General features: G+C 68.4%; 9 protein-coding genes. 3 read left to right on the forward strand and 6 right to left on the reverse strand.

The features are described from left to right. Nucleotides 1-12 precede the first annotated feature (12 nt). The 3 genes from ASE12_RS08425 to ASE12_RS08435 are packed head-to-tail and all read right to left on the reverse strand — an operon-like array spanning nt 13 to nt 4,883. Nucleotides 13-2,826: an FAD-binding and (Fe-S)-binding domain-containing protein gene (locus tag ASE12_RS08425; RefSeq protein WP_157412860.1), complete on the reverse strand. Its 2,814-nt coding sequence runs from the start codon at nt 2,824-2,826 to the stop codon at nt 13-15. Continuing rightward, the gene (locus ASE12_RS08430) at nt 2,823-4,112 is read right to left on the reverse strand and encodes a hydroxyacid-oxoacid transhydrogenase (RefSeq protein WP_056399278.1); all 1,290 of its coding nucleotides are present in this window, start codon (nt 4,110-4,112) and stop codon (nt 2,823-2,825) included. The genes ASE12_RS08425 and ASE12_RS08430 overlap by 4 nt, the downstream gene beginning before the upstream one ends. A 42-nt stretch (nt 4,113-4,154) precedes the next feature. Beyond that, nucleotides 4,155-4,883, reverse strand: coding sequence for a GntR family transcriptional regulator (locus ASE12_RS08435; RefSeq protein ID WP_056399279.1), 729 nt, complete (start codon nt 4,881-4,883; stop codon nt 4,155-4,157). Between the two features lie 146 nt (nt 4,884-5,029). Between ASE12_RS08435 and ASE12_RS08440 the strand changes: the two genes are divergently transcribed. Further along, nucleotides 5,030-6,160: a hypothetical protein gene (locus tag ASE12_RS08440; protein ID WP_157412861.1), complete on the forward strand. Its 1,131-nt coding sequence runs from the start codon at nt 5,030-5,032 to the stop codon at nt 6,158-6,160. On the opposite strand, the gene ASE12_RS08445 is transcribed toward ASE12_RS08440, so the two are convergent. Continuing rightward, nucleotides 6,139-6,600, reverse strand: coding sequence for an NUDIX hydrolase (locus ASE12_RS08445; protein ID WP_056399281.1), 462 nt, complete (start codon nt 6,598-6,600; stop codon nt 6,139-6,141). The two genes, ASE12_RS08440 and ASE12_RS08445, sit on opposite strands and share 22 nt — an antisense overlap. 61 nt (nt 6,601-6,661) lie before the next feature. On the opposite strand from ASE12_RS08445, the gene ASE12_RS08450 reads away from it, so the two are divergent. Together ASE12_RS08450 and ASE12_RS08455 are read left to right on the forward strand one after the other, a co-directional pair. Then, a complete protein-coding gene (locus ASE12_RS08450) occupies nt 6,662-7,768 on the forward strand; it encodes an acyltransferase family protein (RefSeq protein ID WP_056399282.1) in 1,107 nt (368 codons plus the stop codon). Beyond that, nucleotides 7,765-8,535, forward strand: coding sequence for a cutinase family protein (locus tag ASE12_RS08455; RefSeq protein WP_056399285.1), 771 nt, complete (start codon nt 7,765-7,767; stop codon nt 8,533-8,535). Before ASE12_RS08450 ends, ASE12_RS08455 begins: the two co-directional genes overlap by 4 nt. A gap of 60 nt (nt 8,536-8,595) precedes the next feature. Here ASE12_RS08455 and ASE12_RS08460 read toward each other — a convergent pair whose 3' ends face one another. Both ASE12_RS08460 and rpoB read right to left on the reverse strand, forming a co-directional pair. Further along, nucleotides 8,596-12,414: a DNA-directed RNA polymerase subunit beta' gene (locus tag ASE12_RS08460; RefSeq protein ID WP_056399287.1), complete on the reverse strand. Its 3,819-nt coding sequence runs from the start codon at nt 12,412-12,414 to the stop codon at nt 8,596-8,598. A gap of 69 nt (nt 12,415-12,483) precedes the next feature. Beyond that, nucleotides 12,484-15,948: a DNA-directed RNA polymerase subunit beta gene (gene rpoB / locus ASE12_RS08465; RefSeq protein ID WP_056399290.1), complete on the reverse strand. Its 3,465-nt coding sequence runs from the start codon at nt 15,946-15,948 to the stop codon at nt 12,484-12,486. Nucleotides 15,949-16,006 lie beyond the last annotated feature (58 nt).

Genomic DNA, 16,006 nt, shown 5'->3' on the forward strand with positions numbered 1-16,006 from the left:
GTCAGCTTCCGGTCAGGGGTCGAGGAGCTGCGCGAGGTGCAGCGCTTCCACTGAGGCTAGGTCGTCCAGCTGGGTCCTGCAGGAGAACCCGTCAGCGACAACGATCGCGCCGTCTCCAGCGTTACGAACCGCGGGCAGCAGCTGCTGCTCGGCGACCGCGACCGACACCTCGTAGTGCCCCTTCTCGACGCCGAAGTTGCCGGCCAGGCCACAGCAGCCGGACAGCCGCTGGATCGTCGCGCCGGTGGACTGCATGACTGCGAGGTCGGCCTCGAACCCCAGGACCGACGCCTGGTGGCAGTGCGGCTGGACGACGAGGGTCGTGCCGGTGAGGTCGGGCGCCCGCCACCCATCGGTGCGCTGCAGCAGCTCCGAGAGCGTGAACACCCCGCGGGCCACGTCGACGGCGCGCGGGTCGTCGAGCAGCTCGACGGCGTCCGAGCGCAGGACGGCGAGGCACGACGGCTCGAGCCCGACGATCGGCACTCCCTCTGCGACGTACGGGTGGAGCTGCGCGACGGTGCTGCCGACGATCGATCGCGCCTTGTCGAGCTGCCCGGTCGTGATCCACGTCAGTCCGCAGCACGCAGATCGGGCCAGGAGCTCGACGCGGTAGCCGGCGCCCTCGAGCACGCGGACCGCCGCCTTGCCGCCGGCGGTCGAGAAGAAGTCGGTGAACGAGTCGGCCCAGAGCAGCACGCGAGGCCGGTCCGAGGTGTCGGGCGTACGCCTGCGGCCCCAACGGCTCAGGCTCCCCCGGGCGAACGTCGGCAGGCTGCGGCGCTGGTCGACGCCGGCCGCCCACCTGGCGAGCGACCGGACTCCCGGCGTACGGAGGCCGAGGTTGGCGAGCCACGCGATCGGCGACGTGACCCGCGCCCAGAACGGCAGCCGGCCGAGGATGTAGTGGCTGCGCGGGCGGAGCCGCCCCTTGTAGGACTGGTGCAGCACCTCGGACTTGTAGGTCGCCATGTCGGTGCCGGTCGGGCAGTCGTTGGCGCAGCCCTTGCACGACAGGCACAGGTCGAGGGCTTCATGGACCTCGGGAGACCGGAACCCGCCCGTCACCAGGCGACCGTCGATCATCTCCTGCAGCACGCGTGCCCGTCCGCGGGTCGAGTCCTTCTCGTTGCGCGTGGCCTGGAACGACGGGCACATGACGCCGTTGGAACCGGCGTTGTCGGCGATGCACTTGCCGACGCCGGTGCACCGGTGGACGGCCTTGCCGAAGTCACCGTCGTCGTGGAGCAGCCGCAACCCCAGGCGGCCGTCGAGGCGGTCTCGCGACGACTCCGGGCCACGCAGGTCGGCGTCGACCGGCCGGGGGCGTACGAGGACGCCGGGGTTGAGCAGGTCGTCAGGGTCGAACACGGCCTTGACCTGGGCGAACAGGTCGATCGCCTCGGCCGAGTACATCAGCGGCAGGAGCTCGGACCGGGCGCGGCCGTCACCGTGCTCCCCCGACAACGATCCACCGTGGGAAGCCACGAGCGTCGCGGCGTCGAACAGGAACGAGCGGAACAGCTCCTTGCCGCCGGCCGCGTCGAGCGGGAAGTCGATGCGTACGTGGATGCAGCCGTCGCCGAAGTGTCCGTAGGGAACGCCGTCGAGCCCGTTGTCGCGAAGCAGGGCGTCGAACTCGCGCAGGTAGGTGCCGAGCTTGTCGGGCGGCACGGCCGCGTCCTCCCAGCCCGACAACGCCTTGCCCGGCAGCGTCCGGGTCGCGAGCCCGGCGCCCTCCTCGCGGATCCGCCAGAGCACGGCCTGCTCGCGCACGTCCGTGACGACCCGGCTCGCGACTGCCGAGGATGCAGCAGACGCTCGCTGTACCGTGTCGGCGACGAGCCCCGGGTCGTCGCCGGAGATCTCGACGAACAGCCAGCCCTGGCCACGGGACAGCTCGGGCACCGAACCCTTGTGCGTACGGAAGACGTCGACGATGCGCGAGTCGAGGCCTTCACATGCGGTGGGGCCGAACGGCAGCAGTGCCGGGACGTCGTCGGCGGCATCGGCCATCGACGCGTAGCCCAGGACCAGGATCTGGCGGTGCGGCGGATCCTCGATGAGCCGCACGGTGGCCGAGGTCATCGTCGCGAGCGTGCCTTCGGTGCCCGCGAGGAACGTCGCGACGTCGAAGCCGCGCTCGGGCAGCAGGTGCTCGAGGCTGTAGCCCGAGACCTGGCGACCGAACGTGCCGAACTCCGTCCGCACGACACCGAGACCGCCCTGCACGACGTCGGCGAGGCGGTCGAGCGTGGGCGACTCCGTACGCCCGCCGGCCGTCACCGTGAGCTGCTCCCCCGCCATCGTCACGACGTCAAGACCCGCCACGTTGTCGGCCGTCCGCCCGTACGCCAGGGCGCGCGAGCCGCACGCGTTGTTGCCGATCATGCCGCCGACCGTGCAGCGGGTGTGGGTCGAGGGGTCGGGGCCGAACCGCAGGCCCAGGGGTGAGGCGGCCTTCTGCAGCACGGCGTGGACCGTGCCGGGGTCGACGCGTGCCGTACGGGCGTCGACGTCGATGTCGTGCACGCGGTTGAGGTGTCGCGTGAAGTCGATGACCACACCCGTGCCGACCGCGTTGCCCGCGATCGACGTGCCGGCGCCACGGGACGTCAGGGGCGTGCCGGTCAGGCGGCACGCCTCGACGGTGGCGAGCACCTCCTCGACACTGCGGGGCCGGACGACGACCTGCGGGACGACGCGGTAGAGCGACGCGTCGGTGCTGTAGAGCGCGCGGCCAAGAGTCGAGTCGTCGACCTCGGTGACGCCCAGCTTGCGCAGCTCCGCGACGACGTCCCGGGTCGCGACCTCGACGCTGCTCACCAGAGCTCGATCGACTCGTCGAGGATCGTCGCGACGGCGTCCTCGGTGACCTCGAGCGGGGCGGTTGCGAGGAGGCGCTGCTGCTTCATCGTGCCCTCGACGAGCGAGTCGATGTCGCCGGACGTGAACCCCACGGCGCCGATGCCGGCCGGGATGCCGACGTCCCGCATGATCGAGGCCAGCACCTGGGGCAGCGCCTCGGCCGGGTCGTTCGGGCGGTCCGTCCCCGGGGCCAGCAGCTCGGCCGCCCGGAGGTGACGCTCCGGGGAGGCTGCGAACGTGTAGCGGAACGCGGCGGGCGCGGTCAGCGACACCGCCATGCCGTGCGGCACCATCGCGTGGTCCGCCGGGTAGCCGGCCGGCCGGAAGTCGCGGACCTGGCCGGCGATCGGGTAGGCGTTGGCGTGCGGGATGTGGACCCCGGCGTTGCCGAAGCCGAGCCCGGCGAACGTGGCCGCCATCGCGACCTCCGTGCGGGCAGTGAGATCGTCGCCGTCGTGCACCGCCGCGCGGAACGAGGACGCCATGAGGCTCAGCGCCTTCTCGGACCACATGTCGGCGATGGGGTTGGCGCCGCAGTAGGGCACCCGCTCGTCGGCCTGCTTGTGCTCGTACGACTCGAAGGGCCGCGCCGTGTAGCTCTCGAGCGCGTGGCACAGGATGTCGAGCCCTGCGGCCGCGGTCACCCCGGCCGGCTGGGTCAGCGTCAGCTCGGGGTCCACGACGGCGAGGGTCGGCCGCAGGCGGGCGTGCGAGATGCCGGTCTTGACGTGCTGGCTGACGACGTCGAGCACGCAGATCGTCGTGCTCTCGCTGCCGGTGCCGGTCGTGGTCGGCAGCGCGATCAGGGGCAGCAGGGGCTGCTTGGGCGCGCGGGCCCGGCCGACCGGCGCGTTGACGTAGTCCATCAGTTCGCCGTCGTTGGTCGTCAGCAGGTTGACCGCCTTGGCGGTGTCGATGCTGCTGCCGCCACCGATCGCGACGATGGCGTCGAACGGTCCCTCGGAGCGGGCGAAGTCGATCGCCTCGACCAGGCTGCCGTCCGTGGGCTCCACCCTCGAGCGGTCGAACACCACGGTGTCGATCGAGGCCGCCCGCAGCGACTCGGCGATCTCGCCGGGCGCACCGGTCGCGGCGACGCCGGGGTCGGTGACGATCAGGACGCGGCTCGCGCCGAGCTGGGCGAGGTCGTGGCTGAGCTCGTGCCGCGCACCGACGCCGAACTTCAGGCCCGGCGCTCCGTACGTGAAGACGGTCTCGGGACGTACGGGATGAAAGCTCGCCACGATGCTGCTCCTTCGGATCGACGCGTCCAGCGTACTAGCATGCTACTGCGATGCCACCCCGCGTCCGGCGACGTACAGGTGTGCCCGCAGACGGTCCGCCCAGCCGGTCCCGGGTGCAGGATCGTCCGCCGTGGCGGCCTGGGCCATGAGGAGCGTCGCGGTGGAGACCAGATGCGCCTCCATGTGGGACGCCGCCGCCTCCGGATCGCGCGCCGCGATCGCCGTCACGATCGGCACGTGCTCGCCGAGGATCTCCGGCATGCCGCGCGACCGGTGCAGCGTCGAGGCACCGCGGGTCTGGATCGAGTCGCGGAGCGCCGCGACCTCGTGCTGGGCCCGCTGGTTGCCCAGGACCGCCCCGATCGCCTCGTGCAGGGCCCGGTCGTGGATCGTGAACGCCGTCTCGTCGCCGGCCTCGGCCGCCGCCCGCATCCCGTCGAGCTCCGCCTCCAGCACGCGCACGGCCTCGTCCGACGCGTGCGCCGCGGCGTACGCCGCCGCCGGGACCTCGATCATGAGGCGCAGCTCGAACACCGCGCGTACGTCCGCCACGGACACCCCGCGGATGCGTACGCCGCGGTTCCGCTCGATCGTCACCAGGCCGGCGTCCGCGAGCCTGAGGACGGCCTCACGGACGGGCGTACGGGACACCTCGAGCAGGTCGGCGAGCCGATAGATCGAGTGCAGGGAGCCCGCCGGGAACTCGCCGGAGAGGATCGACTCGCGCAACGAGGCGAACACGCGATCCGTCGTCGTGACCCGCGCGACCATGGCGTTCTCCTCTCCGGGCGCCGGACCGTACGCTCTGGTCCCTTGGCCGGGAACGATATCGTGTGGTGTTGGTGCACGAGATCTCGTTACTCGGGCGTTGCGCTGACCGACCACGTCCCCGACGGGGACCTCGACGAGGGGATCGCATGAAGTCTCGCTGCTTCCGGGTGGTGGTGTCGTTGGTCGCGCTGACGTCGCTCGCCGCGTGCGACGGTGGATCCGGCGGCGGACCGACACCGACCTCGACGCAGACCACGACCCAGCCCCCGGACGTCACGGAGCACGAGTCGGGCCCCGAGAGCCCCATCACGTACGGCCTCCAGGTGCCGCGCGGCGCGACGCAGCTCGGCCCGCTGATCCGCTACCGCAGCGCGCGCCTGATCGCGGCCTACCTGCCCGAGCTCAAGGCGGCGCAGGCGCAGAAGGACGCCGAGGCACGCGACAAGGCAGCCGAGGAGGCCAGCGAGGGCACCCCCACGACGCCCACCACGCCGACCCCCGACACGCGGCCCAGCGACGACTCGTTCAAGCTGCTCGACGACCCGCCCAAGCCCGACTCGACGGTCTCGCTCATGCGCATCGACGGCGACCCGTCCGACGTCGTGCGCCGCATGCTCGCCCAGATCGCCGCGCTCCTGCCCGACTCGGGTGTCTCCACCGACGACCTCGGCAACTACTGCACCTCGGCCCAGCGCCGCATCACGCGGTGCCGCCTCGCCATCCAGGGCATCGCCCAGGAGGACCGTGAGATCCGCGTCGTGATGACGGTCGACCCCGGCAAGATCGCGACGCGTACGTCCGGCCCGTCGGACCTCACCCGGCCCGTCATGACCCTGTCGGTCGAGTACGTCGGAGAGCCCCGCAAGGGCCAGCTGTCGCGCGAGTCCAACTCGCTCGACGGCGTCAAGGGCATCGACTCCGAGCCGGAGAAGTCGGGCCTCATCTGGCCCAAGATGGACGAGGACGCGCCGGCGACCAGCAAGCTCCTCAACGGCTGGACCGCACCGACCACGGCGTCGATCCTGCTGAGTGGCTACCACCCGAGCTTCGTCGTCATCACGGCCAAGCGCGCCGTCGACGCCGACGTCGCCGCCGAGCAGTACGTCCTCGCCAACAGCCCGAACGGCCGCGTCTCCAAGGACGTCGTGGAGGACCTCAACGAGGTCAGCACGACCTACACGACGCGCACCAAGAACGGCGGCACGGCACGCGCGACCTACGTCCTGTCGGCGCGCGGCAACTACAGCGTGCTGTTCTACGACCCCACGTCGAACTGATCCAGGTGCTCCAGCGCATGGGTCACCATGGGCAGCACGGGGTGCGTGGCTGAGCCGATCTCGTCGATCGGCACCCACCTGACGAGATCGGTGGTGCCGTCGACGTCGACGACGTGGGGCTCGATCGACGGGTCGACCTCCACGGCGTAGAGCAGGTGCACGCCGTGATAGTCCTCGTACTGGTCCCCGCGGCCGACCTCGACGATGTGCACGTGATGCACGTCGACGAGTCGCGCGCTGATGGCCTCGAGACCGGCCTCCTCGTAGAGCTCACGGCGCACGGCGTCATGCGGCGACTCCCCGTGGTCGACGCCGCCACCGGGGAGGGTCCACGTGCCGGCCGGATAGCCGATCGGTGAGATGCGGGTCAGCAGGAGACGACCGTCGTCGACCGCGACGGCGTACGCACCCAGGCGCTGGGTACGGGATGGATCAACCACTCGTGCTCCCCACTGATGCGTCACAGTGCACGTTCAGACAGTGCTTATAGAGTCAATCACAATGAGTGCGCTCGAACCGTTGCCCGTCACCACGTCTCCGGCCAAGGAGCGCGTGGCGTACCTCGACAACGCCCGCTACTGGGTCATGCTCCTGGTGGTCATCGGCCACTCGCTCACGCAGTTCACCGACATGGACTCCGCGCGCGGGGTCTACGTGTGGATCTACTCGTTCCACATGCCGTTCTTCATCCTGATCTCGGGCTACACGGCGCGCCGCTACATGGGCGACGCCCGCCAGGTACGCCGCATCGTCAGCACGTTGGTGGTGCCCTACCTCATCGTCGAGACCACGATGCAGCTCATCACCCGGCACTACACCGGCGAGCCCGATCCCATGATGATCCTGTCGCCGCAGTGGCTCGCCTGGTTCATGGCGGCGCTGTTCGTCTGGCGGCTGACGACCCCGATCTGGCGGGCGCTGAAGTACCCCATCACCACGTCGATCGTGATCTCGCTGCTGGTCGGGCTCATCGAGGTGCCCAACGTGCTCGCACTGCCCAAGATCCTGGGCTTCCTGCCGTTCTACGTCGTCGGGCTGCACATGAGCCGCGAGCGCTTCGAACGCCTCACGACGCCTCGCGTCCGCGCGGCGTCCGTCGTCCTCCTGGGGTCGGCACTGCTGATCTGCTACGTCTACTCCAAGAACTGGACGACCGATTGGCTGCTGTGGAAGCAGCGCTACGACGAGAACCCGCTCAGCGCCACGCCGATCGAGGGAATCACCCAGCGGGCCGAGCTGCTGGTGATCGGCTTCGTGCTGACGTTCGCGGCCCTGTCGCTCGTCCCCCGCCGCCGTTCGTGGACCACGGCGCTGGGCGGCCGTACGTTCTACTGCTACCTGATCCACGGCTACGTCATCTTGTACCTCCAGTACCAGTTCGAGGTCTTCGACCGCGTGGAGCGGTTCGGCGTGGGCGCCGTGATCGGCTGCTCGCTCGTCGCCGTCGTCGCGGCCAACCTGCTGATGACCAAGCCCGTCGCCACGTTGTTCCGGCCGGTCTTCGAGCCCAAGCTGGCCTGGCTCTTCAGGGAGGCGCCGAAGCCGACCCCCGCCAAGGCGGCCGAGCCCGCACCGCCCACCCCTGACCGCTCTGCCGCAGCGACGTGAAGCGCGTCGCGGCGACCGTGGCGCTGCTCGTCGTCGCCGGCTGTTCGAGCCCGAGCCCTGGGCACGAGGCCGGTCCCTCGTCGACGACCGGCCACCAGCCCGTCCCGGTCCTCGTCAAGACCGGGTGCGCCGACCTCGTCGTCCTCGGGCTGCGCGGCTCCGACCAGTCGCTCGACAAGAACTTCGGCTCGGGCCAGGAGATCCTCCGCTCCGTACGTGCGATGTCCACCGAGCTGCACCGCACGTCCCGCACGACGGTACGACTCGAGGGTGTCCCCTACCGCGCCCAGAGCGCGCCCAGTGCCGCGATCTACCAGTCGTACGTCGACGACGGCGCCAACCGGGCGCGCGATCGCCTCGCCCAGCTCGCCGAGCGGTGCCCGCGCAGCAAGGTCGCCCTCGTCGGCTTCAGCCAGGGTGCCCAAGCCGTGCACGAGCTCGTCACGTCCCTCCGGCCGTCCCCGCAGATCGCGCTCGTCGCGATGATCGCCGACCCTCGCCGCGACCCGGAGGACGCGATCACCTTCTGGACCTACGGGAAGTCCGCACCCGGACCCGGCAAGCTCGGTGCGGGACCGCCGATCCCCCGCGCGTTGCGTCCCGTCACGATCGGGTTCTGCGCCACGGGCGACGAGATCTGCAACTGGCCGCCCGGTGGCTACTCCGGTCCACTGTCCGACACGCACCGGCACTTCTACGAGACGCCCTCACACTCGCGGGCGACCGGTCACCGGATGGCGGCCATCCTCCGCAAGGGCGGGCTCTAGACCCGGAGAACGCAGCAGCCCCCGGCCGATGGCCGGGGGCTGCTGACGTGTGGTGCCGGGTTACTTCTCGTACGACGTGAAGTCGAAGTCATCGAGCTGCACCGGAGCGGAGTCCGGAGCGCCGAAGCCGTAGTCGTAGTCGCCGTAGCCGGTGACGGCGTAGGCGGCCTGACGGGCCTCTTCGGTCGGCTCGACCCGGATGTTCTTGTAACGGTCGAGACCGGTACCAGCCGGGATGAGCTTGCCGATGATGATGTTCTCCTTGAGGCCGCGCAGCGCATCCGACTTGCCGTGGATGGCGGCGTCGGTGAGGACGCGGGTCGTCTCCTGGAAGGAGGCGGCCGACAGCCACGACTCGACGGCCAGCGAGGCCTTCGTGATGCCCATCAGGACGGGTCGACCGGAGGCGGGGGTGCCACCCTCGGCGACGACGCGACGGTTCTCTTCCTCGAACTTGGCCCGATCGACCAGGTCACCCGGGATGAGGTTCGACGCGCCCTGCTCGATGACCGTCACGCGACGGAGCATCTGGCGCACGATGATCTCGATGTGCTTGTCGTGGATCGCCACGCCCTGCGAGCGGTAGACCTCCTGGACCTCGTCCACGAGGTGCTCCTGCGCCCGGCGGACACCGAGGATGCGCAGGACTTCCTGCGGATCCGGCGTGCCGTGCGTCAGCTGCTGCCCGACCTCGACGTGATCGCCGTCGGCGACCAGCAGACGCGAACGCTTGGTCACGGGGTACTCCAGCACCTCGGAACCGTCGTCCGGCGTCACCACGAGCTTGCGCGTCTTGTCGGAGTCATCGATCTCGACCCGGCCGGCGGACTCGGTGATCGGCGCACGACCCTTGGGCTGACGCGCCTCGAAGAGCTCCACGACGCGCGGCAGGCCGTGCGTGATGTCGTCTCCGGCCACACCACCGGTGTGGAACGTACGCATCGTCAGCTGCGTGCCGGGCTCACCGATCGACTGGGCCGCGATCGTACCGACGGCCTCACCGATGTCGACGAGCTTGCCGGTCGCGAGCGAACGGCCGTAGCACTTGGCGCACGTGCCGGCCTTGGCCTCGCACGTCAGGACCGTGCGGACCTTGATCTCCTCGACACCGGCAGCGATGAGCTGCTCGATCTCGACGTCGCCGAGGTCGCCGCCGGCCGCGATGAGCACGTTGCCCTTGGCGTCGGTGACGTCGACGGCTGCCGAACGCGAGTAGGCCGAGGTCTCGACGTTCTCGGCGGCGACCAGACGGCCGTCGTCGAGCTTGGTCGCGATGACCTTGGGCAGGCCGCGCTCGGTGCCACAGTCGTCCTCACGGATGATGACGTCCTGGCTGACGTCGACGAGTCGACGCGTCAGGTAACCGGAGTCGGCCGTGCGGAGCGCGGTGTCGGCGAGTCCCTTGCGGGCACCGTGGGTGGCGATGAAGTACTCGACCACCGACAGGCCCTCACGGAAGTTGGCCTTGATGGGACGAGGGATGATCTCGCCCTTGGGGTTGGCGACCAGACCACGCATGGCGGCGATCTGACGGACCTGCATCATGTTTCCGCGGGCACCGGAGTCGACCATCATGAAGATCGGGTTGTCCTCGTGGAAACCCTTCTCCATCTCGGCCGAGACCTCGGCAGTTGCCTGCGTCCAGATCTCGATGAGCTCCTGGCGACGCTCGTCCTCGGTGATGAGACCGCGGTCGAACTGCGTCTGGACCTTGGCCGCCTGCGTCTCGTAGGTCGCGAGGATCTCGGGCTTGCGGCCCGGGGTCACGACGTCCTCGATGGAGATGGTCACACCGGAGCGCGTGCCCCAGTGGAAGCCGGTGTCCTTGAGGTTGTCGAGCGAGTTGGCGACGTCGACCTTGGAGTAGCGCTCGGCGAGGTCGTTGACGATGACACCGAGCTCCTTCTTGCCCACCTGGTAGTTGACGTAGCGGTAGTCCTCGGGCAGCGCCTCGTTGAAGATCGCCCGACCCAGGGTCGTCTCGACGGTCTCGCCGCCGATGCGGATCTTGACGTGGCTCTGCAGCGTGATCTCGTCGCGCTCGAACGCCATGATGGCCTCCGAGACCGAGCTGAACGCGCGACCCTCACCGACGTGCCCCGCACGCTCGAGCGTGAGGAAGTACAGACCGATGATCATGTCCTGGGTCGGCATCGTGACCGGGCGACCGTCGGACGGCTTCAGGATGTTGTTGGTCGACAGCATCAGGATGCGGGCCTCGGCCTGCGCCTCAGCACTCAGCGGCAGGTGCACGGCCATCTGGTCACCGTCGAAGTCGGCGTTGAAGGCCGAGCAGACGAGCGGGTGGATCTGGATGGCCTTGCCCTCGATGAGCTGCGGCTCGAAAGCCTGGATGCCCAGACGGTGCAGCGTCGGTGCGCGGTTGAGCAGCACGGGGTGCTCGGTGATGACCTCTTCGAGGACGTCCCACACGACCGGACGAGCCCGCTCGACCATGCGCTTGGCGCTCTTGATGTTCTGCGCGTGGTTGAGGTCGACCAGCCGCTTCATGACGAACGGCTTGAACAGCTCGAGCGCCATCTGCTTGGGCAGACCGCACTGGTGCAGCTTGAGCTGCGGGCCGACGATGATGACCGAACGGCCGGAGTAGTCGACGCGCTTGCCGAGCAGGTTCTGACGGAAGCGACCCTGCTTGCCCTTGAGCATGTCGGAGATCGACTTCAACGGACGGTTGCCCGGTCCGGTGACCGGACGGCCGCGACGGCCGTTGTCGAACAGCGAGTCGACGGCCTCCTGCAGCATGCGCTTCTCGTTGTTGACGATGATCTCCGGAGCGCCCAGGTCGAGCAGTCGCTTGAGCCGGTTGTTGCGGTTGATCACGCGGCGGTAGAGATCGTTGAGATCGCTCGTCGCGAAACGTCCACCGTCGAGCTGGACCATCGGGCGCAGCTCCGGCGGGATCACCGGGACGGCGTCGAGAACCATGCCCTCGGGCGCGTTGCTGCTGCCGAGGAACGCCGAGACGACCTTGAGGCGCTTGAGCGCACGGGTCTTCTTCTGGCCCTTGCCGGTCGCGATGATCTCGCGCAGCGACTCGGCCTCGGCCTCGAGGTCGAAGTCCTGCAGGCGCTTCTGGATCGCCGTGGCGCCCATGTAGCCCTCGAAGTACTTGCCGAAGCGGTAGGTCATCTCGCGGTAGAGCAGCTCGTCGCCCTCGAGGTCCTGGACCTTGAGGTTCTTGAAGCGGTTCCAGACCTCGTCCAGACGGTCGATCTCACGCTGCGTGCGGTCGCGACGCTGCTTGGCCTCACGCTCGGCGGCGTCCTTGACCTTGCGCTTGGCGTCGGCCTTGGCGCCCTCGTCCTCGAGCTCCTTGAGGTCCTCCTCGAGCTTCTGCATGCGCTCGTTGACCTCGTTGTCACGACGGCTCTCGAGCTGCTTGCGCTCGAGGTCGATCTTGGTCTCGAGGCTCGACAGGTCCTTGTGCCGGGCGTCCTCGTCGACCTTCGTGATCATGTAGGCCGCGAAGTAGATGACCTTCTCGAGGTCCTTCGGGGCCAGGTCGAGCAGGTAGCCGAGCCGGCTGGGCACACCCTTGAAGTACCAGATGTGCGTGACCGGGGCGGCGAGCTCGATGTGGCCCATGCGCTCACGGCGCACCTTGGACCGCGTGACCTCGACGCCGCAGCGCTCGCAGATGATGCCCTTGAAGCGCACGCGCTTGTACTTGCCGCAGTAGCACTCCCAGTCCCGGGTGGGACCGAAGATCTTCTCGCAGAAGAGGCCGTCACGCTCGGGCTTGAGCGTGCGGTAGTTGATCGTCTCCGGCTTCTTGACCTCACCGAACGACCATCCGCGGATGTCGTCGGCGGTCGCGAGACCGATCCGGATCTGATCGAAGAAGTTCACGTCGAGCACGTTGTCTTCTTTCCCTTGCTTGTTCTGAAAACTGATGTGGTTGCGATGGGGAAGGTCCAGCCCGCGGGGCTAGACCTCCTCCACGCTGGAGGGCTCACGCCGTGACAGGTCGATGCCGAGCTCTTCGGCGGCGCGGAAGAGATCCTCTTCCGCGTCGCGCATCTCGACGGCCGAACCGTCACTGGACAGCACCTCAACGTTGAGACACAGGGACTGCATCTCCTTGACGAGAACCTTGAACGACTCGGGGATACCGGGTTCGGGCACGTTCTCGCCCTTGACGATCGCTTCGTAGACCTTGACGCGTCCGAGGATGTCGTCCGACTTGATGGTCAGGAGCTCCTGCAGCGCGTACGCCGCTCCGTAGGCCTCGAGGGCCCACACCTCCATCTCGCCGAAGCGCTGTCCACCGAACTGCGCCTTACCGCCGAGGGGCTGCTGCGTGATCATCGAGTAGGGACCCGTGGAACGTGCGTGGATCTTGTCGTCGACGAGGTGGTGCAGCTTGAGCAGGTACATGTAGCCGACCGAGACGGGGTCGGGGAACTTCTCGCCGGTACGACCGTCGAAGAGCACCGCCTTGCCGTCGCGCTTGACCATGCGCTCGCCGTCCCGGTTGGGGAGAGTCGAGGCCAGCAGGCCCTGGATCTCGTCCTCACGGGCGCCGTCGAACACGGGCGTCGCGATGTTGGTCGAGGGCTCGGCCTTGTCCGCCTTGATCTTGCGGAGGGTCTGCGCCCACTCGTCCTTCTCGTCGTCCGGGATCTGCCAGCCGGTCTTGGCGACCCACCCGAGGTGGGTCTCCAGCACCTGTCCGACGTTCATTCGACCGGGGACACCGAGCGGGTTGAGCACGATGTCGACGGGCGTGCCGTCCTCCAGGAAGGGCATGTCCTCGACCGGAAGGATCTTGGAGATGACGCCCTTGTTGCCGTGGCGACCAGCGAGCTTGTCACCGTTGGAGATCTTGCGCTTCTGCGCGACGTAGACGCGGACGAGCTGGTTGACGCCCGGGGAGAGCTCGTCACCCTCGGCCGCGTCGAACACGCGGACGCCGATGACGGTGCCCGACTCGCCGTGCGGGACCTTGAGCGAGGTGTCGCGCACTTCGCGCGCCTTCTCACCGAAGATCGCACGGAGCAGGCGCTCCTCCGGGGTCAGCTCGGTCTCACCCTTGGGCGTGACCTTGCCGACCAGGACGTCGCCGTTGCCGACCTCGGCACCGATGCGGATGATGCCGCGCTCGTCCAGGTCCGCCAGCATTTCCTCGCTGACGTTGGGGATGTCGCGCGTGATCTCCTCGGGACCCAGCTTGGTGTCGCGGGCATCGACCTCGTGTTCCTCGATGTGGATCGAGGTCAGCAGGTCGTCCTGGACGACTCGCTGCGAGAGGATGATCGCGTCCTCGTAGTTGTGACCCTGCCACGGCATGAACGCCACGAGCAGGTTCGTCCCGAGGGCCATCTCGCCCTCGTCGGTGCACGGGCCGTCGGCCAGCGGGGTGCCGACCTCGACGCGCTGACCCTGCTCGACCAGCGGACGCTGGTTGGTGCAGGTGCCCTGGTTGGAGCGACGGAACTTCGCCAGACGGTAGGTGAAGTAGGAGCCGTCGTCCTGCATGATCTCGATCGCGTCAGCGGACACCTCGTTGACCACGCCGGCGACCTTGGCCACCGTGACGTCACCGGCGTCGACCGCGGCACGGAACTCCATGCCGGTGCCGACGAGCGGGGCGTCGTTGCGGATCAGCGGGACGGCCTGACGCTGCATGTTCGAGCCCATGAGGGCGCGGTTGGCATCGTCGTGCTCGAGGAACGGGATCAGGGCCGTGGCCACCGACACCATCTGGCGAGGCGACACGTCCATGTAGTCGACGTCAGCAGCGGGGCGAAGCTCGGCCTCGCCACCCTTCTGGCGTACGAGGACCATGTCCTCGGCGAAGGTGCTCTTGTCGGTCAGGACCGAGTTGGCCTGAGCGATGATGAAGCGGTCCTCGTCGGTCGCGGTGAGGTAGTCGACCTGCTCGGTGACCTTGCCCTTGACGACCTTGCGGTAAGGCGTCTCGACGAAGCCGAACGAGTTGATCCGTCCGTAGGACGCGAGCGAGCCGATCAGGCCGATGTTGGGGCCTTCGGGGGTCTCGATCGGGCACATGCGGCCGTAGTGCGACGGGTGGACGTCGCGGACCTCGTAGCCGGCGCGCTCACGGGACAGACCACCAGGTCCGAGGGCGGACAGGCGACGCTTGTGCGTCAGTCCGGCCAAGGGGTTGTTCTGGTCCATGAACTGGCTGAGCTGCGACGTGCCGAAGAACTCCTTCAGCGCCGCGACGACCGGGCGGATGTTGATCAGGGTCTGCGGCGTGATGGCCTCGACGTCCTGGGTCGTCATGCGCTCACGGACGACACGCTCCATGCGCGCAAGACCGGTGCGGAGCTGGTTCTGGATCAGCTCGCCGACGGTGCGCATGCGGCGGTTGCCGAAGTGGTCGATGTCGTCGGCCTCGACGATCGTCTGACCGGCCGGCGTCGCCAGCTCGGTCTCGCCGGCGTGCAGCGCGACGATGTACTTGATCGTCGAGACGATGTCGTCGATCGTCAGCGTCTGCTGGTCGAAGGCCTCTTCGACGCCGAGCTTCTTGTTGATCTTGTAGCGACCGACCTTGGCCGTGTCGTAGCGCTTGGCGTTGAAGTAGTAGTTGTCCAGCAACGTCTGCGCGGCCTCGCGGCTCGGCGGTTCGCCCGGACGCAGCTTACGGTAGATGTCGAGGAGGGCCTCGTCCTGGGTCGTGGTGTTGTCCTTCTCCAGGGTCAGGCGGATCGACTCGTACTGGCCGAACTCCTCGAGGATCTGCGCCTCGCTCCAGCCCAGTGCCTTGAGCAGCACCGTGACGCTCTGCTTGCGCTTGCGGTCGAGGCGTACGCCGACCAGGTCGCGCTTGTCGATCTCGAACTCGAGCCACGCACCACGCGACGGGATGACCTTGGCCGTGTAGATGTCCTTGTCGGACGTCTTGTCGGGGACGCGCTCGAAGTAGACGCCCGGGGAGCGGACGAGCTGCGAGACGACGACACGCTCGGTGCCGTTGATGATGAACGTGCCCTTGTCCGTCATGAGCGGGAAGTCGCCCATGAAGACGGTCTGGCTCTTGATCTCGCCGGTCTCGTTGTTCATGAACTCGGCGGTGACGAACAGCGGAGCGGCGTAGGTGACGTCGCGGTCCTTGCAGTCCTCGACGGAGTACTTCGGCGGCTCGAAGCGGTGGTCACGGAACGACAGGCTCATCGTCTCGGAGAAGTCCTCGATCGGGGAGATCTCCTCGAAGATCTCCTCGAGCCCGGACTTGGTGGAGACGTCCGTGCGGCCACCGGCGAGGGCTTCCTCGACGCCGGCCTTCCAGGACTCGTCGCCGATCAACCAGGCGAAGCTGTCGGTCTGCAGAGCCAGGAGCTCTGGGACCTCGAGGGGTTCTGAGATTTTTGCAAATGAGATGCGGCGGGGCTGAACAGGTGCGGAGGTGCGCGAGGCGGCCAAGAGGGGTCCTTCCAAGGGCTCGCAGGCGGGTGGCTCGATGGATCGTGCTGCGCGCACG

Source organism: Aeromicrobium sp. Root236, assembly GCF_001428805.1.
GTDB lineage: Bacteria > Actinomycetota > Actinomycetes > Propionibacteriales > Nocardioidaceae > Aeromicrobium.